The organism is Pseudomonas sp. NMI542_15, from assembly GCF_021283425.1.
Classification (GTDB): Bacteria; Pseudomonadota; Gammaproteobacteria; order Pseudomonadales; family Pseudomonadaceae; genus Aquipseudomonas; species Aquipseudomonas fortuita.
Genome location: NZ_JAJSRO010000012.1, coordinates 144,782 through 170,243, shown reverse-complemented (window position 1 = coordinate 170,243; position 25,462 = coordinate 144,782). Strand labels below are relative to the sequence as shown.

Sequence of the window (25,462 nt, the reverse complement as noted above, 5' to 3'; positions counted from 1 at the left end):
AGCGGGGTCCAATAGGCCAGGGACAAATCCCTGTATTAATAAGAAAGGTGTGACCGTGCCTACTGACAGCCACCCTTGATTCCGTAGGGCTCGGCCGAAGCCTCACCCCGCGGTTTCGGTCATTCCGACCGAATCAGCCGACGCGGCGCAATACGCCCGTCTTCGCTCACTTCACCGATACCGATGAAGCGCGCATTGTGATCCTGTACCCGGACCATGCCAAACTGTGGCGCGTCGGGCGCGCGTACTGCCTGCCCATGCAGCCAGTAGAACGCACTGTGCTCGGACAGGCACACCATGGGCCAGTCCTGCAGACCGCTGTCCGAGGGCATCAGGAAGCGATCGAGCGCTTCGTTGCCACCTTCGGCATGGGCCTGTTCGAGCGCTTCGAGCGTGACCGTCTGTGCCAGCGCAAAGGGCCCGGCCTGGGTCCTGCGCAGTTCGGCGACATAGGCGCCGCAACCAAGGGCCTCGCCGATATCCTCCACCAGGGTGCGGATATAGGTGCCTTTGCTGCATCCTACGCTCAGCCGTGCACGGGTGCCTTCACACTCCAGCAACTCCAAGCGGTTAATAGTAACAGAACGCGCCTCGCGCTCCACTACCTCTCCTGCACGTGCCAGCTTGTAAAGTGGCTGGCCGTCACGCTTGAGCGCCGAGTACATCGGCGGTATCTGGCTGATAGGGCCACGAAATCGTGGCAGTACTGCCTCGATGTCGGCACGACCAACGGTCACCTCGCGGGTCTGCAGCACCTCACCTTCGGCATCGCCGGTGTTGGTAGTCTGCCCCATCTGCATGACGGTTTCGTAGCCCTTGTCGGAATCGAGCAGGTACTGCGAAAACTTGGTCGCCTCGCCAAAGCACAGTGGCAGCACGCCGGTTGCCAGCGGGTCGAGGCTGCCAGTATGGCCGGCCTTTTCCGCGTTGAGCAGCCAGCGCACCTTTTGCAGGGCGGCGTTGGACGTAAAGCCCAAAGGCTTGTCGAGCAGGATGATGCCGCTGACATTGCGGCGGATACGTTTGACCTGGGCCACCGCTTACTCCTTGGTGTCCAGCTCGTCGGTATCCTTGTGCAGGCGGTCTTCGGCCACTGCACGCTCGATCAGCGCCGACAGGTGCACACCGCGGCTGACGCTTTCATCGAAGTGGAAGTGCAGCTGCGGCACGCTGCGCAGCTGCATCGAGCGGCCAAGGTGCAGACGCAGGAAGCTGGCAGCACTGTTCAGTGCCTTCAACGACTGCTTCACGGCATCTGGCGTTTCCTCGCCCATGACGGTGATGAACACCTTGGCATGGCCCAGGTCACGGCTGACGTCCACGGCGGTGATGGTAACCAGACCGACACGTGGATCCTTGACTTCGCGACGGATCAGCTCGGCCAGCTCGCGCTGCATCTGATCGCCGATACGTTGGGTACGGCTGTATTCTTTGGCCATTTTTGCTACCTGTAACTTAAAGCGGCAAACGCCCGGTCAGACCAATGCCTGACCGGGCGCTACCTGAAGAGGTGCCGCAAACCGCCCTGTAGCGGAGGTTTGCGGCTTGCTCGCCCTTAAAGGGTACGAGCCACCTGGACTTTCTCGAAGACTTCGATCTTGTCACCGACCTTGACGTCGTTGTAGCTCTTGACGCCAATACCGCACTCCATGCCGTTACGCACTTCGGCGGCGTCGTCCTTGAAGCGACGCAGCGATTCCAGCTCGCCTTCGAAGATAACCACGTCTTCGCGCAGAACGCGGATCGGACGGTTACGGTACACGGTACCTTCGATGACCATACAGCCAGCGATGGCGCCGAACTTCGGCGAACGGAACACGTCACGCACTTCGGCGACACCCAGGATGTTCTCGCGAACATCGCTGCCGAGCATGCCGGTCAGGGCCTTCTTGACGTCTTCGATGATGTCGTAGATCACGTTGTAGTAACGCATATCCAGACCTTCCTGCTCGACGATCTTGCGCGCGCCGGCATCGGCACGCACGTTGAAGCCGAACAGTACTGCATTCGAAGCCAGCGCCAGGTTGGCGTCGCTTTCGGTGATACCACCAACACCACCACCGATCACGCGCACCTGGACTTCGTCGTTGCCCAGGCCGGCGAGCGACCCGTTCAACGCTTCCAGGGAACCACGCACATCGGTCTTGAGGACGATGTTGAGGGTCTTCTTCTCTTCCTGACCCATGGTCTCGAAGATGTTTTCCAGCTTGCCAGCATGAGCACGGGCCAGCTTGACCTCACGGTATTTGCCTTGACGGAACATGGCAACTTCGCGGGCTTTCTTCTCGTCAGCAACCACGGACAGCTCGTCACCGGCTTCCGGAGTACCGTCCAGGCCGAGGATCTCGACCGGGATAGACGGGCCGGCTTCCTTCACAGGCTTGCCGTTCTCGTCCAGCATGGCACGCACGCGGCCATAGTTGGAGCCGCACAGCACCATGTCGCCCTGACGCAGGGTACCGTCCTGAACCAGGATGGTGGCCACTGGGCCACGGCCCTTGTCCAGGCGCGATTCGACGACCACGCCACGACCTGGAGCGGTCGGGGTTGCGGTCAGCTCGAGGATCTCGGCCTGCAGCAGGACGGCTTCGAGCAGTTCGTCGACGCCGGTACCCATCTTCGCCGAAACCTTGACGAATGGAGTGTCACCACCCCAGTCCTCGGAAGTAACACCTTCGACGGACAGTTCGTTGCGGATGCGATCGAGGTCAGCACCTGGCTTGTCGATCTTGTTCACCGCAACTACCAACGGAACGCCAGCTGCCTTGGCATGCTGAACGGCTTCGCGGGTTTGTGGCATCACGCCGTCGTCCGCTGCCACCACCAGGATGACGATGTCGGTCGCCTTGGCACCGCGTGCACGCATCTGGGTGAAAGCTGCGTGGCCCGGGGTGTCGAGGAAGGTGACCATGCCACGATCGGTTTCCACGTGGTAGGCACCGATGTGCTGGGTGATACCACCGGCTTCGCCAGCGGCAACCTTGGCACGACGGATGTAGTCGAGCAGCGAGGTCTTACCATGGTCAACGTGACCCATGACAGTGACCACCGGCGCACGCGACTCGGTCTGGCCTTCGAATTTCAGCGATTCGGCCAGGGAGTCTTCCAGGGCGGTATCGCTGACCAGGGTGACCTTGTGACCCAGCTCTTCTGCGATCAGCTGAGCGGTTTCCTGGTCAAGCACCTGGTTGATGGTAACCGGGGTGCCCATCTTGAACATGAACTTGACGACTTCAGCGCCCTTGACGGACATCTGGTTGGCCAGTTCGGAAACCGTGATGGTCTCGCCGATGGTCACGTCACGGATGACGGGGCCGGTCGGGTTCTGGAAACCATGCTGGTTACGCTTCTTCAGCTTGCCCTTGCCACCACGGCCGCGACGAGCGCCATCGCTCTCTTCGTCGGTGGTACGCGGAGCAGCACGGGGAGTCGGCGCCTTTTCCTTTTCCTTGACCTTGACCTTGATCGACACACGAGGCGCCTCGCCACGACGACGATCGTCATCACGGGTGCGGCTTTCGTTGCGACGGGTCTCGTCCTTCTTGCGCTCGGCAGCACGGGCTGCAGCGTCTTCGGAGGCCGGGGCGTCGGCGACTACCGGGGCCGGGGCAGCGGCAGGTGCCGGCTCTGGCTTGGCGGCAGGCGCAGGGGCGGCTACAGCAGAGTTGGCTGCCTGACGGCGAGCCTGATCTTCGTTGCGCTGGCGAACATCGGCGTCAACCTTGTCGCGAGCGGCGTTTTCAGCCGCGCGGCGCTCTTCCACTTCACGCTTCTGCTCAGCCTGGATTTCTTCCGGGCTGCGCTGCACGAATACTTTCTTCTTGCGTACTTCTACGCTGATGCTCTTGCTACCGGCGACACGCAGGGTGCTGGTGGTTTTGCGCTGCAAGGTAATCTTGCGCGGTTCTTCCGCCTTGCTCTTGTGGCTGCTCTTCAAATGAGTCAACAGGGTCTGCTTCTCATTGTCGGTCACTACCTGACCGGCGTCGGTGTGCGGCAGACCTGCCTCACGCATCTGCTGCAGCAGGCGCTCTACCGGTGCCTCGACCTCTTGGGCCAGTTCTTTCACCGTGACTTGCGTCATGCACTTCTCTCCTCAGGCCGCGCCTAATTACTCGAACCAATGGGCTCGGGCGGCCATGATCAACTTGCCGGCACGCTCTTCGTCGATGCCGTCGATGTCGAGCAGATCGTCGATCGACTGCTCGGCCAGGTCTTCGCGGTTAACCACGCCGCGCACCGCCAGTTCAGCCGCCAGGTCTTTGTCCATACCCTCAAGAGAGAGCAGGTCTTCGGCCGGGTGGGCGTCTGCCAGTTTTTCTTCGGTAGCGATGGCCTTGGTCAACAAACGGTCCTTGGCTCGAGCGCGGAGCTCATTGACGATATCTTCGTCAAAGCCATCGATGTTGAGCATTTCTTCCAACGGTACGTAGGCAATTTCTTCGAGGCTGGTAAAGCCTTCGTCGACCAGCACTTGGGCCAGCTCCTCGTCGACTTCCAGCTCATCAATGAAATTGCGCAGGATGTCACCGGTTTCGGCCTGCTGCTTGGCCTGAATGTCCTTCTCGGTCATCACGTTCAGCGTCCAGCCGGTCAACTGACTGGCAAGACGAACGTTCTGACCGCCACGACCAATGGCCTGGGCCAGGTTATCCTCGGCGACGGCGATGTCCATGGCATGGGCATCTTCATCAACGATGATCGCCGCGACTTCAGCCGGCGACATGGCGTTGATGACGAACTGCGCCGGGTTATCGTCCCAGAGGACGATATCCACACGCTCACCACCCAACTCCCCGGATACAGCTTGGACGCGCGAACCACGCATGCCGATACAGGCGCCTTGCGGGTCGATGCGCTTGTCCTTGGAGCGGACGGCGATCTTGGCTCGCGAACCCGGATCACGGGAGGCAGCCATGACTTCAATGAGGCCCTCGGCAATTTCCGGCACTTCAATGCGGAAAAGCTCGATCAGCATCTGTGGCGCGGTGCGCGACAGGATCAGCTGAGGACCACGGTTTTCAGTGCGAATTTCCTTGAGCAGTGCACGCAGGCGCACACCCACACGGAAGGTTTCGCGCGGAATGATATCTTCGCGGGCCAGCAAGGCCTCGGCGTTGTTGCCCAGGTCAACGATGACGTTGTCGCGGGTAACCTTTTTGACGGTACCGGAAATGATCTCGCCTACGCGTTCGCGGTAGGCATCGACCACCTGGGCACGCTCGGCCTCACGGACCTTCTGCACGATGACCTGCTTGGCGGTCTGGGCGGCGATACGACCGAACTCGATGGACTCGATCTTCTCCTCGATCACGTCACCAATCTTGGCTTCCGGATGAGTGTCCTTGATCTTGTCCAACCAGGTTTCGATCGCCGGGTCATCAAGATCGGCTTCGTCGACCACGGTCCAGCGACGGAAGGTCTCGTAGCTACCGGTGTGGCGGTTGATTTCCACACGCAGATCAACTTCGTCTTCAAAACGTTTTTTGGTCGCAGTGGCCAGGGCCACCTCCAGCGCTTCGAAAATGACGCCGGGCGGTACACCTTTTTCGTTGGATACCGATTCAACAACCAGCAGTACTTCTTTGCTCATCGTACGCCTCGCCTTGCGCAAGCCATTGGGCCCGGATAGTCCGCCGGGCCCGGCACGTCTCAGTCAAAACTGGGAATAATATTGGCCTTGTCGATCGAGTCGATCGGCAACAGGAACTCCTGATTGTCCACCTGGACAACCACATCCTGCTCCTCCACACCGCGGAGAAGGCCCTGGAAGTTACGACGACCCTCGAAGGGTGAGCGCAGCTTGATCTTCACTTGTTCGCCGGCATGCGAGGCAAACTGTTCCAGAGTGAACAGTGGGCGATCCATGCCTGGAGAAGACACCTCGAGGGTGTACTCACTGCTGATTGGATCTTCCACATCGAGAATGGCGCTGGCCTGACGACTGACCGCTTCGCAGTCCTCCACCAGGATGCCGCCGTCTTTGTCGATGTAGATGCGCAGTACCGAATGCTTACCCTGGGAAACGAATTCGATCCCCCAGCACTGATAGCCCAGACCCTCGACAACCGGGGCCAACAAGGCCTGCAACTGTTCTAGCTTGCTCGACACCTGAACCCCCTCGTGCATGCTGTGCAAATAAAAAATGGGCAAAGCGCCCATCCCTGAAAGCGCCGTTGGACAACGACGCCGAAAACTGTTCGGTTAGCAAAAAGCCCCTGAAAAGGGGCTCCGCTGAAGCTGGTTGCGGGGGCTGGATTTGAACCAACGACCTTCGGGTTATGAGCCCGACGAGCTACCAAGCTGCTCCACCCCGCGACAAAGCTGGGGCGAAAGTATAAGACCGAACCCTGTTAAGGGTCAAATCCAAACGTTCACCTACAAGAAAGCCCGCTAAAGCGGGCTCTCAAGCTTCAATTGGTACCGAGAAGGGGACTCGAACCCCTACACCCTATGGGCACAACCACCTCAAGGTTGCGTGTCTACCAATTCCACCACCTCGGCAATATTACTACTTGAAACCCGTTACTTCTGCTCTTGAGCCGGAGGAGGTACATCACCAGTGTTATTGGTGGTTTCGCTCTTCTGCTGTTGGAGCACCGGTACATCATCATTAACTGCCGATTTTTGCGGCTCTTTCACTTCTAGCACTGCTGGATCTGGAAGACCTGCTTGGCTAAGCTGGTGAGCTTGTTGCTTCGCGAAGTATCCTAACCCAAGTGCTGTCAAAAAGAAAGTGGCAGCGAGTATAGCAGTGAATTTACTTAGGAACGTTGCAGAGCCTTGGCTCCCGAACACGGTGTTTGAAGCACCCGCGCCGAAAGATGCACCTGCTTCCGCACCCTTACCCTGTTGCAACAGAACCAGCACTACAAGCGACAGCGCTGCCAACAGATGAAAAACAACGATGACTGTTTCCAGCATTTGTTCAGTTTCCTGCGGCGCGACAAATTGCACCGAATTCGTCTGCGTTCAGGGAAGCCCCACCAATGAGACCCCCATCGATATCCGGCATGCCGAACAGTTCGGCCGCATTGGCCGCCTTCACGCTGCCGCCGTAGAGCAACTGCACCTTCGCAGCTACTTCAGCATCTTCTGCCGCCAGCTGGCTACGGATGGCGGCGTGCACATCCTGGGCCTGCTGTGGCGTGGCCGTGAGGCCGGTGCCGATGGCCCATACAGGCTCATAGGCAATTACTGCATTGGCAAAAGCCTTAACACCGAATGCCTCGATGATACTGCTTAGTTGACGCCCGACAACTTCAAGCGTTTTGCCAGCCTCGCGCTCTTCAAGGGTTTCCCCTATGCAAAGCACTGGCTTCAAACCTTTGGCCTGGGCCGCTGCAAACTTGCGATTGAGCACTTCGTCGGTTTCACCAATGATCTGGCGACGCTCCGAATGGCCAACCAACACCAACTTGCAACCTGCCTCGACCAGCTGCTCCGGAGCAACTTCCCCGGTCAGCGCACCCTGTTCGGGTTGTACAGCAGAATTCTGTGCACCGACAGTAATTTCTTTACCCGCCAGGCCATCGATCACTTGATTGATGAACAGGGCCGATGGAAACACTGCGACTTCCACTTCGCTCGGCAAGGCGAGATTGCTCAAGCCTTCGGTCAGCTCAGCGACGCTAGCGCGGGTACCGTGCATCTTCCAGTTACCAGCTACCATAGGGCGACGCATGCTTTACCTCGTCGGTCAAAGTGGGCGCAGATCTTACCCAACCAGATCTGCGCTGGCAAGCGCCTTCAGGCACAAACTTCGCCGACCAGTTTGGCCAACGCTTCAGCGTGCGTGCGCACCTGGCTTTCGTCTTCGCCTTCGACCATAACCCGCACCAGCGGCTCTGTACCCGACTTGCGCAACAGAACACGGCCGCGCCCCGCCAGGGCCTCGGTCACCTTGGCACTGGCTTCCTTGACTGCCGGGTGCTCCAGCGGGTCGACCTTGCTGGCGCCGAAGCGCACGTTGATCAGTACCTGCGGGCACTTGCGCAGGGCCTGACGGGCCTGTGCCAGGGTTTCGCCACGGCGCTTGAGCGCCATCAGCACCTGCAGCGCGGCAATGATCGCGTCACCGGTGGTGGTGTGGTTGCAGCACACGACGTGCCCGGAGTTTTCACCACCGATCAGCCACTCACGCTCCAGCAGCTCGGCCATGACGTAGCGGTCGCCGACCTTGGCCCGTACGAACGGAATATCCAGGTCCTTCAGCGCAAGCTCCAGGCCGAGGTTGCTCATCAGCGTACCCACCACCCCGCCCTGCAGCTTGCCACGATCGTGCAGGTCGCGGGCAATGATGAACAGCAGCTCGTCACCGTCGACGATGGCGCCAGTATGGTCGACCATCAACACGCGATCGCCGTCACCGTCGAAGGCAATGCCGAGGTCGGCATGGCCAACCAGCACGGCGGCCTGCAGCGATTCGATGTGGGTCGAGCCGCAACCTTCGTTGATGTTCAGGCCGTCTGGCTGCGCATGCAGCACGGTCACATCGGCGCCCAGCTCACGGAACACGCTCGGCGCCACCTTGTAGGTTGCACCGTGGGCGCAATCGACCACCAGCTTGAGGCCGTCGAAGCTGGTGCTGCTAGGCACGCTGCTCTTGCAGAACTCGATGTAGCGGCCGGCAGCATCGTTGATGCGCGACACCTTGCCCAGCTTGCCCGAGTCGACAACCGTCATCGGCTGATCGAGCAGCTCTTCGATCATCAGCTCGACTTCGTCCGGCAGTTTGGTGCCTTGGCCCGAGAAAAACTTGATGCCGTTGTCTTCGTGTGGGTTGTGCGAGGCACTGATGACAATGCCCGCCTGCGCATGGAAGGTACGGGTCAGGTAGGCGATGGCCGGTGTAGGCATTGGCCCCAGCAGCATGACGTCAGCACCTGCCGCAGCCAGGCCGGCTTCGAGTGCAGACTCGAACATGTAGCCGGAAATACGCGTGTCCTTGCCCACCAACACCCGGCAATGGCCCTGCTTGCGGAACGCCATGCCGGCCGCCCAGCCAAGCTTCAGCATGAAGTCAGGCGTGATCGGGAATTCGCCGACGCGGCCACGAATGCCGTCGGTACCAAAGTATTTTCTGCTCATAGGGACTCCAATGTTCTTATTCGGCGTTTTGCACCGCAGCAATCATGCGTACCACATCGACAGTTTCAGCCACATCATGGACTCGAAGGATGCTCGCCCCTTTAGTCATGGCCAACGCCGCCAGCGCAAGGCTGCCGTACAAGCGCTCGCCGACCGGACGTTCCAGCGTCAGGCCGATCATGCTCTTTCGTGATACGCCCACCAGTAGCGGGCGCCCAAGGCGATAGAGCGCTTCCATGTGCTTGAACAGGCTCAGGTTGTGCGCCAGTGTCTTGGCGAAACCAAAGCCCGGGTCAAGGATGATTCTGCTCGCATCAATGCCCGCCGAAGCGCAGGCAGCCATCCGCTGCTCTAGATAACGCGTGACGTCAGCGGTCACATCATCGTAGTGCGGGTCGTCCTGCATGTTACCCGGCTCGCCGCGCATGTGCATGAGGCACACCGGCAGGCCGGTATCCGCAGCGGCGTCCAGGGCGCCATCGCGCTCCAGGGCACGTACGTCGTTGATCAACCCGGCACCGAGGCGCGCCGATTCACGCATGACGGCAGGCGTCGAGGTATCGACCGAGATGACGACATCGAGGCGACCGTTGATGGCCTCCACCATCGGCGCCACACGCTCCAGCTCCTCGGTCACCGATACCGCTCGCGCGCCGGGGCGCGTGGACTCACCGCCGATGTCGATCAGCGTGGCGCCGGCCGCAACCATCGCTTCGGCATGGCGCAGGGCCTCGTCGCGCTGACTGAAGCGCCCGCCATCGGAGAAGGAATCGGGGGTGATATTGAGAATACCCATGACATGGGTACGCGACAAATCAAGAACCCGGTTGCCGCAAGGCAACCGGGTCGGGTACTGCACTGAGCTCATAAACGCCCTTAGTGTTGAGCTGCCGGACCGCCAATTGGCGATTCAGGGCGATCATCCTGGGCAGCAGGGGTGCCCGAATGCTTGTCGTCGTCCCAATCACGCGGTTCGCGTGGCGTACGGCCAGCCATGATGTCATCGATCTGATCGGCATCAATGGTCTCATACTTCATCAGCGCTTCAGTCATCGCCTCGAGCTTGTCGCGATTTTCAATCAGCAGCTGCTTGGCGGTGGCGTAGCACTGGTCGATGATGCTGCGCACTTCAGAGTCGATCAGCTTGGCAGTCTCGCCAGAAACACTGGCGTGCTGGCTGCCCGCGCTACGACCCAGGAACACCTCACCCTCTTCTTCTGCATACATCAACGGGCCGAGTTTTTCCGACAAGCCCCACTTCGTCACCATGTTGCGAGCGAGCTGGCTGGCCCGCATGATGTCGTTGGAAGCGCCCGTGGTGACGCCATCGAAGCCCAGGGTCATTTCCTCAGCGATACGGCCACCGTACAGCGAGCAGATCTGGCTGATCAGCGCACGCTTGGACAGGCTGTAGCGGTCTTCTTCCGGCAGGAACATGGTCACGCCCAGGGCGCGACCGCGCGGAATGATCGAAACCTTGTAGACCGGGTCGTGCTCAGGCACCAGGCGACCAACGATGGCATGACCCGCCTCGTGGTACGCAGTGTTCCTCTTTTCTTTCTCGGACATGACCATGGTCTTGCGCTCGGCGCCCATCATGATCTTGTCTTTGGACAGTTCGAACTCTTTCATTTCGACCAGGCGCTTGTTGGAACGGGCAGCAAACAGCGAGGCCTCGTTGACCAGGTTGGCCAGGTCGGCACCGGAGAAGCCGGGGGTACCACGGGCAATGACCGCCGGGTTGACGTTTTCGCCAATCGGGACCTTGCGCATGTGCACCTTGAGGATCTGTTCGCGACCACGGATGTCTGGCAGGCCTACCACCACCTGACGGTCGAAGCGGCCAGGGCGCAGCAGCGCCGGGTCGAGTACGTCAGGGCGGTTGGTAGCGGCAATGACGATGATGCCATCGTTCATTTCGAAGCCATCCATCTCTACCAGCAACTGGTTGAGGGTTTGCTCACGCTCGTCGTGACCGCCACCCATGCCGGCGCCACGGTGGCGACCAACGGCGTCGATCTCGTCAATGAAAATGATGCACGGGGCGTGCTTCTTGGCCTGCTCGAACATGTCGCGCACGCGGCTGGCACCGACACCGACGAACATTTCAACGAAGTCCGAACCGGAAATGGTGAAGAACGGTACTTTCGCCTCGCCCGCAATGGCCTTTGCCAGCAGGGTCTTACCGGTACCGGGCGGGCCGACCATCAGCACGCCGCGGGGGATACGACCGCCCAGGCGCTGGAACTTGCCCGGATCGCGCAGGAACTCGACCAGCTCGCCCACTTCTTCCTTGGCTTCGTCGCAACCTGCAACGTCGGCCAATGTGGTCTTGACCTGGTCTTCGGACAGCAGGCGCGCCTTGCTCTTGCCGAAGCTCATCGGCCCGCCCTTGCCACCCGCGCCGCCTTGCATCTGGCGCATGAAGAACATGAACACCGCGATGATCACCAGGATCGGGAAGCTGGCGACCAGCAACTGCGTCCAGATGCTCTGCTGTTCTGGCTGCTTGCCTTCGACAACCACGTGGTTGTCAACCAGGTCACCGATCAGGCCATTGTCGGTAATGGCCGGGCGCACGGTCTTGAAGCTGTCGCCGTCGGCGCGCTTGCCGGTAATGATGTAGCCGTCGACGGTCACACGCTCGACCTTGCCATCCTTGACCTGCTGGATAAAGTCGGAATAGTTGAGGGTCTGCGGCTCGTTAGGGCTGGAGAAGTTGTTCATCACTGTCACCAGGACAGCTGCGATGATCAACCACAGGATCAGATTCTTTGCCATGTCGTTCAATTCGCTACCCTCTGAGGCCGGCGCACGACGCAGCCGTGCCTCGCATGATATTCATCGCCCTAACTTACTACATTACCTACGCAGCCGCAGGCACCGTCTGTAACCCTTTGTGAAAGCTAGACTACACGAAGTTCGGACGATCCTGACGCAGTGGCCGATTGGAATTAACTATCGGCCACCCCGCTTCACACCTTTCATGCCCCTTTGAAGCCCCTGCCCAACAGGTATTGCTCACGGGAACGGTCCCGCGACGACGATGGCTTGCGCATCTGCACCTTGTCGAACTTGCTACGCACGTCCTTCAGGTACACGTCAAAACCTTCGCCCTGGAAAATCTTGATCAGGAAATCGCCGCCAGGCTTGAGTACGCGGGTTGCCAGATCGAGCGCCAACTCGCAGAGGAACATGGCCCGTGGAATATCTACCGCGGGCGTACCACTCATATTGGGGGCCATGTCGGAAATCACAAGGTCCACGTGCGAATCGCCGACCGCTTCGAGAATGCGCTGCAGCACTTCGTCATGGGTGAAGTCACCCTGAATGAAGGTCACATCCGCGATCGAGTCCATTTCCAGAATGTCGGAAGCAATCAGGCGCCCCTGGCCACCAATCAGACGACTGGTCACCTGCGACCAGCCACCAGGCGCCGCGCCGAGGTCGATAACACTCATGCCCGGGCGGATCAGCCGGTCCTTTTCCTGAATCTCCAGCAGTTTGTAGCTCGCACGCGAGCGGTAGCCATCCTTCTGCGCCTGTTTGACGAAAGGGTCGTTAAAATGCTCTCGCAGCCAGTTTGCGCTGCTTTTGGAACGTTGTACCACGGGGCACCTCGATGATATGCGTCGTGATTGACTGGGCGGAGCCGGTGGCCCTCGGGTAAAATGCCCGTCAATTTTACAGAATCAGACGGAAAGGGTCAGATTATGCCGCTCAATAACGAGCAGAAGAAGCAATACAAGTCCATTGGTCATGACCTGAAGCCGGTCCTGATCGTTGCCGGGAACGGTCTGAATGAAGGCGTAGTCGCCGAACTGGAGCGTGCGCTGGTCGACCATGAGCTGATCAAGGTCGAGATTCGTTCGGAAGACCGCGAAGAACGTGCAGCAACCATCGCCGAGCTGTGCAAGGCCGGCCGTGCCGAGCTGGTGCAGACCATCGGCAAAAAAGCGCTGATTTACCGCAAGAACCCACAGCCGAACAAGCAGCTGTCCAATATCCACCGCTACAAGTAACGGTGGCTCCGGTCAGTGGCGCGATGAGCGCGCCCTGACCGGCACCGGCTGGGCCACCAGCACGATGCCGGAAAAGCCCAGGACCAGGAAGCAGAACATCTGCCAGCGCTCGCCCACGGAAATACCGTAGCGCAAGGTGTAATACCCCACGCAGGCACTGAAGCCGAGCAACAGCATCTGGCCACGGAACTGCCGCCACCAGGCCGCCAGGCCGTCCACCCTTGCCAGCACTGCCAGCTGGGTCAACAAGCCAAGCAACGCCACGCCGATCAACCAGCGGTCGATCTGCCCGGCGATATCCTGCACCAGCAGCGGGGCCAGGCCACTGACCTTGAGCGCAGGCACCAGCCCCACATGGAACACCCATAAGCCACCGACCCAGAAAACCTGGGCCAGTTGCCAGAGGATCCCCTCGAGGGATGGCGCCCGCAGGCGCCGGTCAGATGTGCTTGACTTCGACAATCTCGTACTCGACCGTGCCGCTAGGCGTCTTGACGACGACAGTATCACCTTCTTCCTTGCCGATGATGGCACGGGCAATCGGCGCACCGCTCGAGAGTTTGCCCTGTTTCACGTCGGCTTCATCCTCGCCGACGATCTGGTAGGTCACTTCTTCATCGGTTTCAGTGTTGGCCAGTACCACGGTGGTACCGAAAATCACCTTGCCGGTGTGGGGGATCGTGGTCACGTCGATCACGACCGAGTTCTGCAAACGGCCTTCGATATCGCGGATACGCGCCTCGACCATGCCCTGTTCTTCACGGGCGGCATGGTATTCGGCGTTTTCCTTGAGGTCGCCCAGTTCGCGTGCCTCACCAATCGCCTGGCTCAGGCGCGGGCGTTCGGTCTTGCTCAGGAACAGGTGCTCCTCTTCCAGGGCGCGAGCGCCCTGGACGGTCATCGGGTACTTGGTAATGCTCATGCTTTCAGTCCTGCATGCAGATCTTGCAGGCGACGAACGGTCTTTTCCGGACCAAATTTCAGCGCCTCGCAGATGGCTTCACCGGCCGCAATGGTAGTGGTGCAGTAAATCTTGTGCTGCAGCGCATTGCGACGAATCGAGTAGGAATCGGCAATCGACTGGCGGCCTTCGGTGGTGTTGATGATCAGCGACACTTCGTCGTTCTTGATCATGTCGACCACGTGCGGGCGGCCTTCGGTCACCTTGTTCACACGGCGCACTTTCAGGCCTGCCGCTTCGATCACCTTGGCAGTACCAGCAGTTGCAACCACTTCGAAGCCCAGGGCGATCAGGTCGCGGGCAACGCCAGCCACTTGCGGCTTGTCGTCGTCACGCACGCTGATGAACGCGGTACCACCGGTCGGCAGCACTTCGCTGGCACCCATCTGGGCTTTGGCGAACGCTTCACCGAAGGTGTCACCGACACCCATGACTTCACCGGTCGATTTCATCTCAGGGCCGAGGATCGGGTCAACCCCTGGGAACTTGGCGAACGGGAAGACGGCTTCCTTGACGCTGTAGAAGTTCGGGATGATTTCCTGGGTAAAGCCCAGCTCTTTCAAGGTTTTGCCGGCCATTACGCGGGCGGCGATCATGGCCAGGGAAGTGCCGATGCACTTGGACACGAACGGCACGGTACGCGAGGCGCGCGGGTTGACTTCGATCACGTAGATCTTGTCGCCCTGCAGGGCCAGCTGCACGTTCATCAGGCCGACAACGCCGAGCTCCAGGGCCATTTTGGCGACCTGTACGCGGACTTCGTCCTGCACTTCCTTGCTCAGCGAGTAAGGTGGCAGCGAGCACGCCGAGTCACCGGAGTGAACGCCGGCCTGCTCAATGTGCTGCATGATGGCGCCGATCACCACGTCGGTGCCGTCGCACACCGCATCCACGTCCATCTCGATGGCGCAGTTGAGGAAGTGGTCGAGCAGTACCGGGCTGTCGTTGGACACTTGCACGGCTTCACGCAGGTAGCGCTTGAGCTCGTCCAGTTCGTAGACGATCTCCATGGCGCGGCCGCCCAGTACGTACGACGGGCGCACCACCAGCGGGTAACCGATGCTGCCAGCAGCGCGGATAGCTTCTTCTTCGCTGCGCACGGTGGCGTTTGGCGGCTGCAGCAGGTTCAGGCGCTGAACCATCTGCTGGAAGCGCTCACGGTCTTCGGCGCGGTCGATGGCGTCCGGGCTGGTACCGATGATCGGTACGCCGGCTTCTTCCAGGGCGCGGGCCAGTTTCAGCGGGGTCTGGCCGCCGTAATGGACGATCACGCCTTTTGGCTTCTCGACGCGGCACACTTCCAGCACGTCTTCCAGCGTCAGCGGCTCGAAGTACAGGCGGTCAGAAGTGTCGTAGTCGGTGGAGACGGTTTCCGGGTTGCAGTTGACCATGATGGTCTCGTAACCGTCGTCACGCAGCGCCAGGGCGGCGTGTACGCAGCAGTAGTCGAACTCGATGCCTTGGCCGATACGGTTCGGGCCGCCACCCAGGATCATGATCTTGTCGCGAGTCGACGGGTTGGCCTCGCACTCTTCCTCGTAGGTGGAGTACAGGTAGGCAGTGTCGGTGGCGAACTCGGCAGCGCAGGTGTCGACGCGCTTGTACACCGGGAAGACTTCGAGCTTGTGACGGTGACGGCGCAGGTTCTTGTCGGTGATACCCAGCAGCACAGCCAGGCGCTGGTCCGAGAAACCTTTGCGCTTGAGGCGCAGCATCAGGCTCTTGTCGATCGACGACAGGGCCAGGGTCTTGACCTTCTCTTCTTCCTTGATCAGATCTTCCATCTGCACCAGGAACCACATGTCGATGCCGGTCAGGGCAAAGATCTCTTCGCAGGTCATGCCCGAACGCATGGCGTCAGCCACGTACCAGATACGCTCGGCGCCCGGCACGGTCAGCTCGCGCTTGAGGATGCCGGCAGCTTCCGGGCTGGCCAGGTCGACTTTCGGGTCCAGGCCACAGGCGCCCACTTCCAGGCCGCGCAGGGCTTTCTGCAGGGACTCCTGGAAGGTACGGCCGATGGCCATGACTTCACCCACGGATTTCATCTGGGTGGTCAGGCGGGCGTCGGCTTTCGGGAATTTCTCGAAGGCAAAGCGCGGCAGCTTGGTGACGACGTAGTCGATCGACGGCTCGAAGGAAGCCGGGGTGCGGCCGCCGGTGATGTCGTTCTGCAGTTCGTCGAGGGTGTAACCGATGGCCAGCTTGGCGGCGATCTTGGCGATCGGGAAGCCGGTAGCCTTCGAAGCCAGGGCGGACGAACGCGATACCCGCGGGTTCATCTCGATGACGACCATGCGGCCGGTGTTCGGGCAGATACCGAACTGCACGTTGGAACCGCCGGTTTCAACACCGATTTCACGCAGCACCGCCAGCGAGGCGTTGCGCATGATCTGGTATTCCTTGTCGGTCAGGGTCTGCGCGGGAGCAACGGTGATCGAGTCACCGGTGTGCACGCCCATCGGGTCAAAGTTTTCGATCGAGCAAACGATGATGCAGTTGTCCTTTTTGTCGCGGACCACTTCCATCTCGTACTCTTTCCAGCCGATCAGCGATTCGTCGATCAGCAGCTCTTTGGTCGGCGACAGGTCCAGACCGCGGGTGCAGATTTCTTCGAATTCTTCACGGTTGTAAGCGATACCACCGCCAGTGCCACCCATGGTGAACGACGGGCGAATGATGCACGGGAAGCCAAGCTTCTCGAGGACCGCATAGGCCTCTTCCATGCTGTGGGCGATACCGGAGCGCGGGCACTCCAGGCCGATGTCCTTCATCGCCTTGTCGAAGCGCGAGCGGTCTTCAGCCTTGTCGATGGTGTCGGCGTTGGCACCGATCATCTCTACGCCGAACTTCTCCAGAACGCCGTGGCGCTCCAGGTCCAGGGCGCAGTTCAGTGCGGTCTGGCCGCCCATGGTCGGCAAGACGGCGTCCGGGCGTTCTTTCTCGATGATCTTGGCCACCGATTGCCACTTGATCGGCTCAATGTAGGTGGCGTCGGCCATGGCCGGGTCGGTCATGATGGTGGCTGGGTTGGAGTTCACCAGGATGACGCGGAAACCTTCCTCGCGCAGGGCCTTGCAGGCCTGGGCGCCGGAGTAGTCGAATTCACAGGCCTGGCCGATCACGATCGGGCCGGCACCGAGAATCAGGATGCTTTTGATGTCTGTACGTTTTGGCATGGTGGTCACTCAAATCCGGGGTCAGTCGGCAAGCCGCTTTGAACAATCTGGGTCAGGCGCTTCCGGGCGTGGCGCGAGCCGGCCCGGGGCCTTGAAGCAGGATGCTCAGCGGCGCTTGGCCATGGCATCGGTGAAACGATCGAACAGTGGCGCGACGTCGGTCGGGCCAGGGCTCGCTTCAGGGTGGCCCTGGAAGCTGAACGCGCTCTTGTCGGTGCGCTCGATACCCTGCAGGGTGCCGTCGAACAGCGACTTGTGGATGGCGCGAACGTTGCCCGGCAGGGTGGCTTCGTCAACAGCAAAACCGTGGTTCTGGCTGGTGATCATGACCACGCCGGTATCCAGGTCCTGGACCGGGTGGTTGGCGCCGTGGTGACCGTGGCCCATTTTCACGGTCTTGGCACCGGACGCCAGGGCCAGCAGTTGGTGGCCGAGGCAAATGCCGAATACCGGAATCTCGGTTTCGAGAATTTCCTTGATCGCCTGAATGGCATAGTCGCACGGCTCGGGGTCACCAGGGCCGTTGGACAGGAACACACCGTCCGGGTTGAGTGCCAGCACTTCGCTGGCCGGGGTCTGGGCCGGCACCACAGTCACGCGGCAGCCACGGGCAACCAGCATGCGCAGGATGTTCAGCTTGACGCCGTAGTCGAAGGCGACCACGTGGTACGGCAGGTCGGCAGCTTCGATGGTCGGGTGGCTGTCGGTTTTCAGCTCCCACACACTGGAGCGCCACTCGTAACGCTCCTTGGTGGAAACGACCTTGGCCAGGTCCATGCCCTTCAGGCCAGGGAAGCCACGGGCGGCGGCGATGGCTGCCTCTTCGCTGATGTTGTCACCGGCGAGGATGCAACCGTTCTGAGCGCCTTTTTCACGCAGGATACGGGTCAGGCGACGGGTGTCGATGCCGGCGATGGCAACAACGTTGTTGGCCTTGAGGTACTCAGGCAGCGACTGGGTGTTGCGCCAGTTGCTGGCCAGCAGCGGCAGGTCACGGATGACCAGGCCAGCGGACCAGACGCGGTTCGACTCGGCATCTTCCGGCGTAGTGCCGGTGTTGCCGATGTGCGGATAGGTCAGGGTAACGATTTGCTGCGCGTAGGAAGGGTCTGTAAGGATTTCCTGGTAGCCGGTCATAGCGGTGTTGAACACCACCTCACCAACGGTCTGACCGTCGGCACCGATGGCTTCACCGCGAAAAATACTGCCGTCGGCAAGGGCGAGTATGGCTGGCTTTGTCAAGAAGACCTCCCGTAAATCAAGCATGAAAGGGCGATCGCAGGTTGCAAAAAAGCGGAGTGACGTATGGACACGTCACCCCGCTTTCATGTGCTGAATTCAATTCGCTGCGCGCTTTTAGTGGACACACTAAAGCTGTAGCTTACAGAAAAGTGCGTTTTCGGTCTACCGCATATGTGTCTCTAAAACACATCAATGCGACAGACTGACATCGGCGGGGGCTTCTTCGCGGGCTCGCCCGCTCCCACAGGAACACCACAGACCCCAAGACCTGCGCAATGCCTGTGGGAGCAGGCAAGCCCGTGAAGAAGCCAACACCACTCGAACGGCTTAGCGCAGCTCGAGCACATCCTGCATGTCGTACAGGCCAGGCGCGCGCCCATCCAGCCACAGCGCCGCACGCACGGCGCCCTTGGCGAAGGTCATGCGACTGGAAGCCTTGTGGGTAATTTCCAGGCGCTCGCCTTCGGCAGCGAACAGCACGGTGTGGTCACCCACCACATCACCAGCCCGCACAGTCGCGAAACCGATGGTCTTGCGATCACGCGCGCCGGTCTGCCCCTCACGACCATACACGGCCACTTCCTGCAGGTCTCGGCCCAGCGCATTGGCAACGACCTCACCCATGCGCAGCGCAGTGCCCGAAGGTGCATCGACCTTGTGCCGGTGGTGCGCCTCGATGATCTCGATGTCGACATCATCGCCCAGCACCCGCGCTGCCATGTCCAGCAGCTTCAGGCTAAGGTTTACACCCACGCTGAAGTTGGCGGCGAACACGATTGGAATGTCCTTGCCGGCCTCGGCCAACAGCTGCTTCTCTTCAGCTGTAAAACCGGTGGTGCCAATGATCATCGCCTTGCCGTGCTTGCGGCAAAACGCCAGGTTTTTCAGGGTGACCGAGGGGTGAGTGAAGTCGATGAGCACATCGAATTCATCGGCGACCTTGGCCAGATCATCGGACAACAGCACGCCAATCCGGCCAAGTGCCGCCAGCTCACCGGCGTCAGCCCCGACCAGCGAACTATCAGGACGATCGATCGCCGCCGTCAACCCGGCACCCGGGGTTTGCTGCACGGCTTCGATAAGGGTCTTGCCCATCCGCCCTGCCGCACCCATCACTGCAATACGTCGCATAGCCTGTTCCTTGTCAGAGATCGCCGAAGAAGCGCTTCACGCCATCGAACCAGCCACTGGCCTTGGGCGAGTGGGAGCTGTCGCCTTCCAGCGAGTCACGCAGCTCTTCGAGCAGCTCGCGCTGACGGCGGCTGAGGTTGACCGGGGTTTCCACCGCCACCCGGCACAGCAGGTCACCGGCACCACCACCGCGGACCGGCGCCACGCCCTTGCCACGCAGGCGGAACTGCTTGCCCGTCTGGGTACCTTCCGGAATTTTCAGTTTCACGCGGCCATCGAGGGTGGGCACTTCCAGCTCGCCACCCAGGGCGGCATCGGTGAAGCTGATTGGCACTTCGCAGTACAAGTGCTTGCCATCGCGCTGGAAGATCTCGTGCTCACGCACACTGATCACCACGTACAGGTCGCCAGTGGGGCCACCATGGGCCCCGGCCTCGCCCTCGCCCGACAGGCGGATGCGGTCACCGGTATCGACACCTGCCGGCACCTTGACCGACAGCGTCTTGTATTCCTCGACACGGCCTTCGCCGTGGCACGAGGCGCACGGGTCGGTGATGATCTTGCCTTGGCCATGGCAGCGCGGGCAGGTCTGCTGCACCGAGAAGAAGCCTTGCTGCATGCGCACCTGGCCGATGCCACCACAAGTCGGGCAGGTGGACGGGGTCGAACCCTTCTTGGCGCCAGAGCCATCGCAAGGCTGGCAGTTGACCAGGGTAGGCACACGGATGCTGACCGTGGTGCCACGCACTGCTTCTTCCAGGTTCAGCTCCAGGGTGTAGCGCAGGTCGCTGCCGCGCTGGGCACCGCCACGGCCGCCACCGCGGCCGCCACCGAAGAAGTCGCTGAACACATCACCGAAGATATCGGAGAAGTTGGCGCCACCGAAGCCGGCACCACCACCGCCCATGCTTGGGTCGACACCTGCGTGGCCATACTGGTCGAACGCCGCGCGCTTGCTGGCATCAGACAGCACTTCGTAGGCCTCGTTGGCCTCCTTGAACTTGTCTTCAGACTCTTTGTCACCCGGGTTGCGGTCCGGGTGGTACTTCATCGCCAAACGGCGGTAAGCCTTTTTGAGGTCAGACTCACTGGCGCCGCGCTCGACGCCCAGAACCTCATAATAATCACGCTTGGACATAGGTCATTTGCACCTTGTTGGGCGTCTGGCATCTGCGCCGCGCCATCAGCACCTGCCTGCGCCTCCAAAGGTGGCTGACAGATGCTGTAAAAATTCTCGAATTCCAGATACGCCAACGCGGGAGCAAGCCCCCGCGCGGCGACATCCTACCAGCTCACCGCCAAACGGCGGTGAGCTGGCCGACAACATGCAGGGATTACTGCTTGTTGTTGTCTTTCACTTCTTCGAACTCGGCGTCAACCACGTCATCGTGCTTGGCTTCCGGCTCGGCCTGCTGCGCGCCACCCTGAGGCTGTTCAGCCGACTGCTCGGCGTACATTTTCTGGGCAACCGGGGCAGAGACCTTGGACAGCTCCTCGACCTTGGCATCGATGGCAGCCTTGTCGTCGCCTTTGACGGCGGCTTCCAGGGCAACCACAGCCGCTTCGATGGCAGTTTTCTCTTCAGCGGTGACCTTGTCACCCGCGTCAGCGACCATCTTGCGGGTCGAGTGAACCAGTGCATCACCCTGGTTACGGGCCGCGGCCAGCTCTTCGAACTTGCGGTCTTCCTCGGCGTTGGCCTCGGCGTCACGCACCATGCGCTCGATCTCTTCGTCCGACAGGCCGGAGTTGGCCTTGATCACGATCGACTGAGTCTTGCCGGTAGCCTTGTCTTTCGCGCCTACGTGCAGGATGCCGTTGGCGTCGATGTCGAAGGTTACTTCGATTTGTGGAACGCCACGCGGTGCTGGCGGAATGTCAGCCAGGTCGAACTTGCCCAGCGACTTGTTCTGCGCAGCCTGCTTACGCTCGCCTTGCAGTACGTGAATGGTCACGGCGCCCTGGTTGTCATCGGCAGTGGAGAACACCTGCGACTTCTTGGTCGGGATGGTGGTGTTCTTCTCGATCAGCGCAGTCATCACGCCGCCCATGGTTTCGATACCCAGGGTCAGCGGGCTGACGTCCAGCAGCAGTACGTCTTTCACGTCACCGGCCAGAACAGCACCCTGGATGGCAGCGCCCATGGCAACGGCTTCGTCCGGGTTGACGTCCTTGCGGGCTTCTTTACCGAAGAAGTCGGCTACTTCTTTCTGCACCAGCGGCATACGGGTCTGACCGCCGACCAGGATCACGTCGTCGATCTTGCTGGCGTCGATGCCGGCGTCTTTCAGGGCGATGCGGCAAGGCTCGATGGTACGCTTGACCAGGTCTTCGACCAGCGACTCCAGCTTGGCGCGGGAGATCTTCACGTTCAGGTGCTTAGGACCGGTGGCATCTGCAGTGATGTACGGCAGGTTGACGTCGGTCGACTGAGCGGACGACAGTTCGATCTTGGCTTTTTCTGCGGCTTCTTTCAGGCGCTGCAGGGCCAGAGGATCGTTCTTCAGGTCCATGCCCGACTCTTTCTTGAACTCGTCGACGAGGTAGTCGATCAGGCGCATGTCGAAGTCTTCGCCACCCAGGAAGGTGTCGCCGTTGGTAGCCAGTACTTCGAACTGGTGCTCACCGTCGACTTCGGCGATTTCGATGACCGAAACGTCGAAGGTACCACCACCCAGGTCATAAACGATGACGGTGTGGTCGCCCTTGGCCTTGTCCATGCCGTACGCCAGTGCAGCGGCGGTCGGCTCGTTGATGATGCGCTTTACGTCCAGGCCAGCGATACGACCGGCGTCTTTGGTAGCCTGACGCTGGCTGTCGTTGAAGTAGGCCGGAACGGTGATGACCGCTTCGGTCACTGGCTCGCCGAGGTAGTCTTCGGCGGTCTTCTTCATTTTCTTCAGGACTTCGGCGCTGATTTGCGGCGGAGCCATTTCCTTGCCAGCCGCTTCGACCCAGGCGTCACCGTTGTTCGCCTTGACGATCTTGTACGGCACCAGCTTGATGTCTTTTTGCACGACATCTTCTTCGAAGCGGCGGCCAATCAGGCGCTTCACTGCGAACAGGGTGTTGTGCGGGTTGGTCACAGCCTGGCGCTTGGCCGACTGACCTACCAGGATTTCGCCATCGTTGGCGTAGGCCACGATCGAAGGGGTAGTACGCGCACCTTCGGCGTTTTCGATGACCTTGACGTTACCGTTTTCCAGAATGGAGACGCACGAGTTGGTGGTCCCCAGGTCGATACCGATGATTTTACCCATGTTAACTCTCCCGAAACTTGAATTTGGTAGCAGCGACTACTTTGGCCAACTGCGGTAATACTTGAAGGCTTGACACCTAGATGGGGATGCCCCGATGGATTTCAAGCCTTTTCATTGATCGAGGGTTGCGCCGCGCTCGGCGCCTTGCTGACCACCACCATGGCGGGGCGCAGCAGGCGGCCGTTCAGCAGGTAACCCTTCTGGAACACATTCAGCACGCTGTTTGGCTCGACTTCGCCGTTTTCCTGCATGGCCATGGCCTGGTGGTGCTCAGGGTTGAACGGCTGGCCGTGCGGGTCGACCGCTTCGAGGTTGTAGCGCTTGAGGGTGTCCTGGAACATCTTCAGGGTCAGCTCGACGCCTTCGCGGATCTGCTTGACGTGCTCGTCCTCTGCGCTGGAGTGGGCCAGGGCCAGCTCCAGGCTGTCGATCACCGGCAGCAGGTCGCTGGAGAACTTCTCCAGGGCAAACTTGTGGGCTTTCTCCACATCCTGCTCGGCACGACGGCGCACGTTCTGCACGTCGGCAACGGCGCGCAGCGCCTGGTCCTTGGCTGCGGCCAGCTGTTCCTCGAGCTCCAGAACACGGGTGTCAGCTGCAGTGCCTGCACCGGTTTCTTCCACGTTAAGGTCTTTCTCGTTCAGCTGTTCATCAGCCATGGGGTCTCTCCTGCGCAATTTTGTGGACTGCGAGCCAGGCTCGCCTGTGATGTCGGCTATATGGGGCCGGAAAAACCAGCTTCAAGGGGGCAAGGTGCTTTTCCCGACTGCAACAGATTCTGTGAAGGGCATTGGCAGGCCCGAAAAAAGTACTGTATAAATAACCAGACCTGACTTTCGGGAGCCGCCCCCATGCTGGTGCACCTGTCCATTCACAACTACGCCATCGTCGAGCACCTCGACCTCGAAATTGCCCGCGGCATGTCCGTCATCACGGGTGAGACCGGCGCTGGCAAATCGATCATGCTCGACGCCCTCGGCCTGGCCCTGGGCGATCGGGCCGACAGTGGCGTGGTGCGCCCTGGCACCGACAAGGCGGACATCCTCGCCACCTTCGACCTGGTAGACATCCCCGAGGCCCACGCCTGGCTGGCCGAACGCGACCTGGACAACGACGGCCTGTGCATCCTGCGCCGGGTAATCACCGCTGAAGGCCGCAGCCGCGGCTACATCAATGGCACGCCGTGCCCGCTGGGCGACCTCAAGGCGCTGGGCGAGCTGCTGATCGATATCCACAGCCAGCACGAGCACCAATCGCTGCTCAAGACCGACACCCACCGCCGCCTGCTCGACGAGTACGCCGGCGCCGTCGACCTGGCCCGCCAGGTGCATCTGGCCGCCAAGCGCTGGAACCAGACCCGTCTGGAGCTGGAACGGCTGTCCAATTCGGGTGACGAGCAGCGTGCCCGCCATCAACTGCTCAGCTACCAGCTGGAAGAGCTGGACAACCTTGGCCTGGGTGAGCACGAACTGGAGCAACTGGAACAGGAACACAAGAACCTGACCAGCGCCGAAGCCCTGTTCGGCATTTGCCGCCAGGTGATCGACCAGTGCAGTGAAAGCGATTCGGGCAACGTGCTCAGCGCCCTCACCTCCAGCCTGAACCGCCTGGGTGCCGCTACCCACTCGCCCAAGGCACTCAGCGAAGCAGCCAACCTGATCGCCAGCGCACAGATTCAGGTCGAGGAAGCCGTGGGCGAACTCAATCGCTTCCTCGACAATTTCGACGCCGACCCGATGCGCTTGCAAGCACTGGAAGAGCGCCTGGACACCATTTATACGCTGGCACGCAAACACCGCGTGCACCCCACTGAACTGCCTCACCTGCAACAACAGTTGATGGAAGAGATCGAAGGCCTGAACGCCAGTGATGAGTCGATCGAGCGCCTAGGCGAAGAACTGGCCGCTTTCGCACACCACTATAAAGAGCGGGCTCGCGAGCTCAGCGCCCTGCGCCAGCAAGCCGCGCAGCAACTGGCGGGCGCCGTCGAGCAGGAAATCCAGCGCCTGGGCATGCCCGGCGGGCGGTTCCGTATCGAGCTCACTCCCACCGAGGGCGCAGACCTGTCACCGCATGGCCTGGAGCAGATCGAACTGTTGGTCAGCGCCAACCCCGGCCAACCGCTCAAGGGCCTGGCAAAGGTGGCCTCAGGTGGCGAACTGTCGCGTATCAGCCTGGCGATCCAGGTGATTACCGCGCAGACATCACGCATACCTACCCTGGTGTTCGACGAAGTCGACGTGGGCATCGGCGGCCCTACGGCCGAAATTGTCGGCCAGTTGTTGCGCCGCCTGGGCGAGCGCGGCCAGGTACTGACGGTGACCCACTTGCCACAGGTCGCCGCGCAAGGGCATCACCACCTGTTTGTGCACAAGGTGCGCAACAGCGACACCACCCACACCGCCGTGGCCAGCCTGGGCAAGCGTGAGCGGGTCGAGGAAGTGGCGCGAATGCTGGGCGGCATTGACCTGACCAAGGAATCCCTGGCGCATGCGCGCAAGATGGTGGTTTCTGGCAAGGCCTGATGCTACCTGTACTGGCCCTATCGCCGGCAGCAAATTAATCTGCCCGAAGCAG

At 60.7% G+C, this 25,462-nt stretch carries 21 protein-coding genes and 2 tRNA genes; 2 read left to right on the top strand and 21 right to left on the bottom strand.

Annotation, left to right across the window (positions count from 1 at the left end; genetic code table 11):
* Nucleotides 1–119: 119 nt before the first annotated feature.
* The 13 genes from truB to rlmE all read right to left on the bottom strand — a co-directional run bounded on the left by truB (nucleotide 120) and on the right by rlmE (nucleotide 12,701).
* Nucleotides 120–1,037, bottom strand: a complete 918-nt coding sequence (truB, locus tag LU684_RS18400) for a tRNA pseudouridine(55) synthase TruB (protein WP_016489164.1) — start codon at nucleotides 1,035–1,037, stop codon at nucleotides 120–122.
* 3 nt (nucleotides 1,038–1,040) lie between these two features.
* A complete protein-coding gene (rbfA, locus tag LU684_RS18395; protein WP_016489165.1) occupies nucleotides 1,041–1,439 on the bottom strand; it encodes a 30S ribosome-binding factor RbfA in 399 nt (132 codons plus the stop codon).
* 116 nt (nucleotides 1,440–1,555) lie between these two features.
* Nucleotides 1,556–4,084: a translation initiation factor IF-2 gene (gene infB, locus LU684_RS18390; protein ID WP_016489166.1), complete on the bottom strand. Its 2,529-nt coding sequence runs from the start codon at nucleotides 4,082–4,084 to the stop codon at nucleotides 1,556–1,558.
* A gap of 27 nt (nucleotides 4,085–4,111) precedes the next feature.
* On the bottom strand, nucleotides 4,112–5,593 hold the full coding sequence (gene nusA, locus LU684_RS18385; protein WP_016489167.1) for a transcription termination factor NusA: 1,482 nt from the start codon (nucleotides 5,591–5,593) through the stop codon (nucleotides 4,112–4,114).
* 59 nt (nucleotides 5,594–5,652) lie between these two features.
* Nucleotides 5,653–6,111, bottom strand: a complete 459-nt coding sequence (rimP, locus tag LU684_RS18380) for a ribosome maturation factor RimP (protein ID WP_024717415.1) — start codon at nucleotides 6,109–6,111, stop codon at nucleotides 5,653–5,655.
* Nucleotides 6,112–6,241: 130 nt separating this feature from the next.
* Nucleotides 6,242–6,318, bottom strand: a tRNA-Met gene (locus tag LU684_RS18375).
* A gap of 100 nt (nucleotides 6,319–6,418) precedes the next feature.
* A tRNA-Leu gene (locus tag LU684_RS18370) sits at nucleotides 6,419–6,504 on the bottom strand.
* A gap of 21 nt (nucleotides 6,505–6,525) precedes the next feature.
* Nucleotides 6,526–6,924 carry a preprotein translocase subunit SecG gene (gene secG / locus LU684_RS18365; RefSeq protein WP_232894886.1) on the bottom strand — a complete coding sequence of 133 codons (399 nt, stop codon included), beginning with the start codon at nucleotides 6,922–6,924 and terminating at the stop codon, nucleotides 6,526–6,528.
* A gap of 4 nt (nucleotides 6,925–6,928) precedes the next feature.
* Nucleotides 6,929–7,684, bottom strand: coding sequence for a triose-phosphate isomerase (gene tpiA / locus LU684_RS18360; RefSeq protein WP_016489170.1), 756 nt, complete (start codon nucleotides 7,682–7,684; stop codon nucleotides 6,929–6,931).
* A 65-nt stretch (nucleotides 7,685–7,749) separates the two neighbouring features.
* On the bottom strand, nucleotides 7,750–9,090 hold the full coding sequence (glmM, locus tag LU684_RS18355) for a phosphoglucosamine mutase (protein ID WP_016489171.1): 1,341 nt from the start codon (nucleotides 9,088–9,090) through the stop codon (nucleotides 7,750–7,752).
* Nucleotides 9,091–9,106: 16 nt separating this feature from the next.
* Entirely contained in the window at nucleotides 9,107–9,958 is an 852-nt protein-coding gene (gene folP, locus LU684_RS18350; protein WP_023047603.1) for a dihydropteroate synthase, read from the bottom strand.
* Between the two features lie 8 nt (nucleotides 9,959–9,966).
* Complete coding sequence (gene ftsH, locus LU684_RS18345; RefSeq protein ID WP_232894885.1) at nucleotides 9,967–11,871, bottom strand: ATP-dependent zinc metalloprotease FtsH; 1,905 nt, start codon at nucleotides 11,869–11,871, stop codon at nucleotides 9,967–9,969.
* A 203-nt stretch (nucleotides 11,872–12,074) separates the two neighbouring features.
* Nucleotides 12,075–12,701 (bottom strand): 23S rRNA (uridine(2552)-2'-O)-methyltransferase RlmE, encoded by a 627-nt coding sequence (rlmE, locus tag LU684_RS18340; protein WP_012274251.1) that lies wholly within the window; start codon nucleotides 12,699–12,701, stop codon nucleotides 12,075–12,077.
* 102 nt (nucleotides 12,702–12,803) lie between these two features.
* On the opposite strand from rlmE, the gene LU684_RS18335 reads away from it, so the two are divergent.
* Nucleotides 12,804–13,112 carry a YhbY family RNA-binding protein gene (locus tag LU684_RS18335; protein ID WP_016489174.1) on the top strand — a complete coding sequence of 103 codons (309 nt, stop codon included), beginning with the start codon at nucleotides 12,804–12,806 and terminating at the stop codon, nucleotides 13,110–13,112.
* 12 nt (nucleotides 13,113–13,124) lie between these two features.
* Here LU684_RS18335 and LU684_RS18330 read toward each other — a convergent pair whose 3' ends face one another.
* The 8 genes from LU684_RS18330 to grpE form a co-directional block, all read right to left on the bottom strand.
* Nucleotides 13,125–13,574, bottom strand: a complete 450-nt coding sequence (locus LU684_RS18330) for an MFS transporter (RefSeq protein ID WP_080641087.1) — start codon at nucleotides 13,572–13,574, stop codon at nucleotides 13,125–13,127.
* A complete protein-coding gene (greA, locus tag LU684_RS18325) occupies nucleotides 13,552–14,028 on the bottom strand; it encodes a transcription elongation factor GreA (protein WP_024717413.1) in 477 nt (158 codons plus the stop codon). The genes LU684_RS18330 and greA overlap by 23 nt, the downstream gene beginning before the upstream one ends.
* Nucleotides 14,029–14,030: 2 nt before the next feature.
* On the bottom strand, nucleotides 14,031–17,252 hold the full coding sequence (carB, locus tag LU684_RS18320; protein ID WP_016489176.1) for a carbamoyl-phosphate synthase large subunit: 3,222 nt from the start codon (nucleotides 17,250–17,252) through the stop codon (nucleotides 14,031–14,033).
* A gap of 105 nt (nucleotides 17,253–17,357) precedes the next feature.
* Nucleotides 17,358–18,494 (bottom strand): glutamine-hydrolyzing carbamoyl-phosphate synthase small subunit, encoded by a 1,137-nt coding sequence (gene carA / locus LU684_RS18315; protein ID WP_016391781.1) that lies wholly within the window; start codon nucleotides 18,492–18,494, stop codon nucleotides 17,358–17,360.
* 327 nt (nucleotides 18,495–18,821) lie between these two features.
* Nucleotides 18,822–19,625: a 4-hydroxy-tetrahydrodipicolinate reductase gene (gene dapB / locus LU684_RS18310; protein ID WP_016489177.1), complete on the bottom strand. Its 804-nt coding sequence runs from the start codon at nucleotides 19,623–19,625 to the stop codon at nucleotides 18,822–18,824.
* 13 nt (nucleotides 19,626–19,638) lie between these two features.
* A complete protein-coding gene (gene dnaJ / locus LU684_RS18305; protein WP_016489178.1) occupies nucleotides 19,639–20,763 on the bottom strand; it encodes a molecular chaperone DnaJ in 1,125 nt (374 codons plus the stop codon).
* A gap of 196 nt (nucleotides 20,764–20,959) precedes the next feature.
* A complete protein-coding gene (gene dnaK / locus LU684_RS18300) occupies nucleotides 20,960–22,885 on the bottom strand; it encodes a molecular chaperone DnaK (protein ID WP_003249929.1) in 1,926 nt (641 codons plus the stop codon).
* Between the two features lie 101 nt (nucleotides 22,886–22,986).
* Entirely contained in the window at nucleotides 22,987–23,544 is a 558-nt protein-coding gene (gene grpE, locus LU684_RS18295; RefSeq protein WP_016489179.1) for a nucleotide exchange factor GrpE, read from the bottom strand.
* 192 nt (nucleotides 23,545–23,736) lie between these two features.
* On the opposite strand from grpE, the gene recN reads away from it, so the two are divergent.
* Nucleotides 23,737–25,410 (top strand): DNA repair protein RecN, encoded by a 1,674-nt coding sequence (gene recN / locus LU684_RS18290; RefSeq protein ID WP_016489180.1) that lies wholly within the window; start codon nucleotides 23,737–23,739, stop codon nucleotides 25,408–25,410.
* Nucleotides 25,411–25,462: the final 52 nt, after the last annotated feature.

What these genes read in the sequence shown, in the direction of transcription:
- dnaJ (WP_016489178.1), bottom strand. Translation starts at nt 20,763, where the DNA reads ATGTCCAAGCGTGATTATTATGAGGTTCTGGGCGTCGAGCGCGGCGCC.
- carB (WP_016489176.1), bottom strand. Translation starts at nt 17,252, where the DNA reads ATGCCAAAACGTACAGACATCAAAAGCATCCTGATTCTCGGTGCCGGC.
- tpiA (WP_016489170.1), bottom strand. Translation starts at nt 7,684, where the DNA reads ATGCGTCGCCCTATGGTAGCTGGTAACTGGAAGATGCACGGTACCCGC.
- secG (WP_232894886.1), bottom strand. Translation starts at nt 6,924, where the DNA reads ATGCTGGAAACAGTCATCGTTGTTTTTCATCTGTTGGCAGCGCTGTCG.
- folP (WP_023047603.1), bottom strand. Translation starts at nt 9,958, where the DNA reads ATGAGCTCAGTGCAGTACCCGACCCGGTTGCCTTGCGGCAACCGGGTT.
- dapB (WP_016489177.1), bottom strand. Translation starts at nt 19,625, where the DNA reads ATGCGACGTATTGCAGTGATGGGTGCGGCAGGGCGGATGGGCAAGACC.
- dnaK (WP_003249929.1), bottom strand. Translation starts at nt 22,885, where the DNA reads ATGGGTAAAATCATCGGTATCGACCTGGGGACCACCAACTCGTGCGTC.
- LU684_RS18335 (WP_016489174.1), top strand. Translation starts at nt 12,804, where the DNA reads ATGCCGCTCAATAACGAGCAGAAGAAGCAATACAAGTCCATTGGTCAT.
- ftsH (WP_232894885.1), bottom strand. Translation starts at nt 11,871, where the DNA reads ATGGCAAAGAATCTGATCCTGTGGTTGATCATCGCAGCTGTCCTGGTG.
- grpE (WP_016489179.1), bottom strand. Translation starts at nt 23,544, where the DNA reads ATGGCTGATGAACAGCTGAACGAGAAAGACCTTAACGTGGAAGAAACC.
- nusA (WP_016489167.1), bottom strand. Translation starts at nt 5,593, where the DNA reads ATGAGCAAAGAAGTACTGCTGGTTGTTGAATCGGTATCCAACGAAAAA.
- glmM (WP_016489171.1), bottom strand. Translation starts at nt 9,090, where the DNA reads ATGAGCAGAAAATACTTTGGTACCGACGGCATTCGTGGCCGCGTCGGC.
- rbfA (WP_016489165.1), bottom strand. Translation starts at nt 1,439, where the DNA reads ATGGCCAAAGAATACAGCCGTACCCAACGTATCGGCGATCAGATGCAG.
- recN (WP_016489180.1), top strand. Translation starts at nt 23,737, where the DNA reads ATGCTGGTGCACCTGTCCATTCACAACTACGCCATCGTCGAGCACCTC.
- infB (WP_016489166.1), bottom strand. Translation starts at nt 4,084, where the DNA reads ATGACGCAAGTCACGGTGAAAGAACTGGCCCAAGAGGTCGAGGCACCG.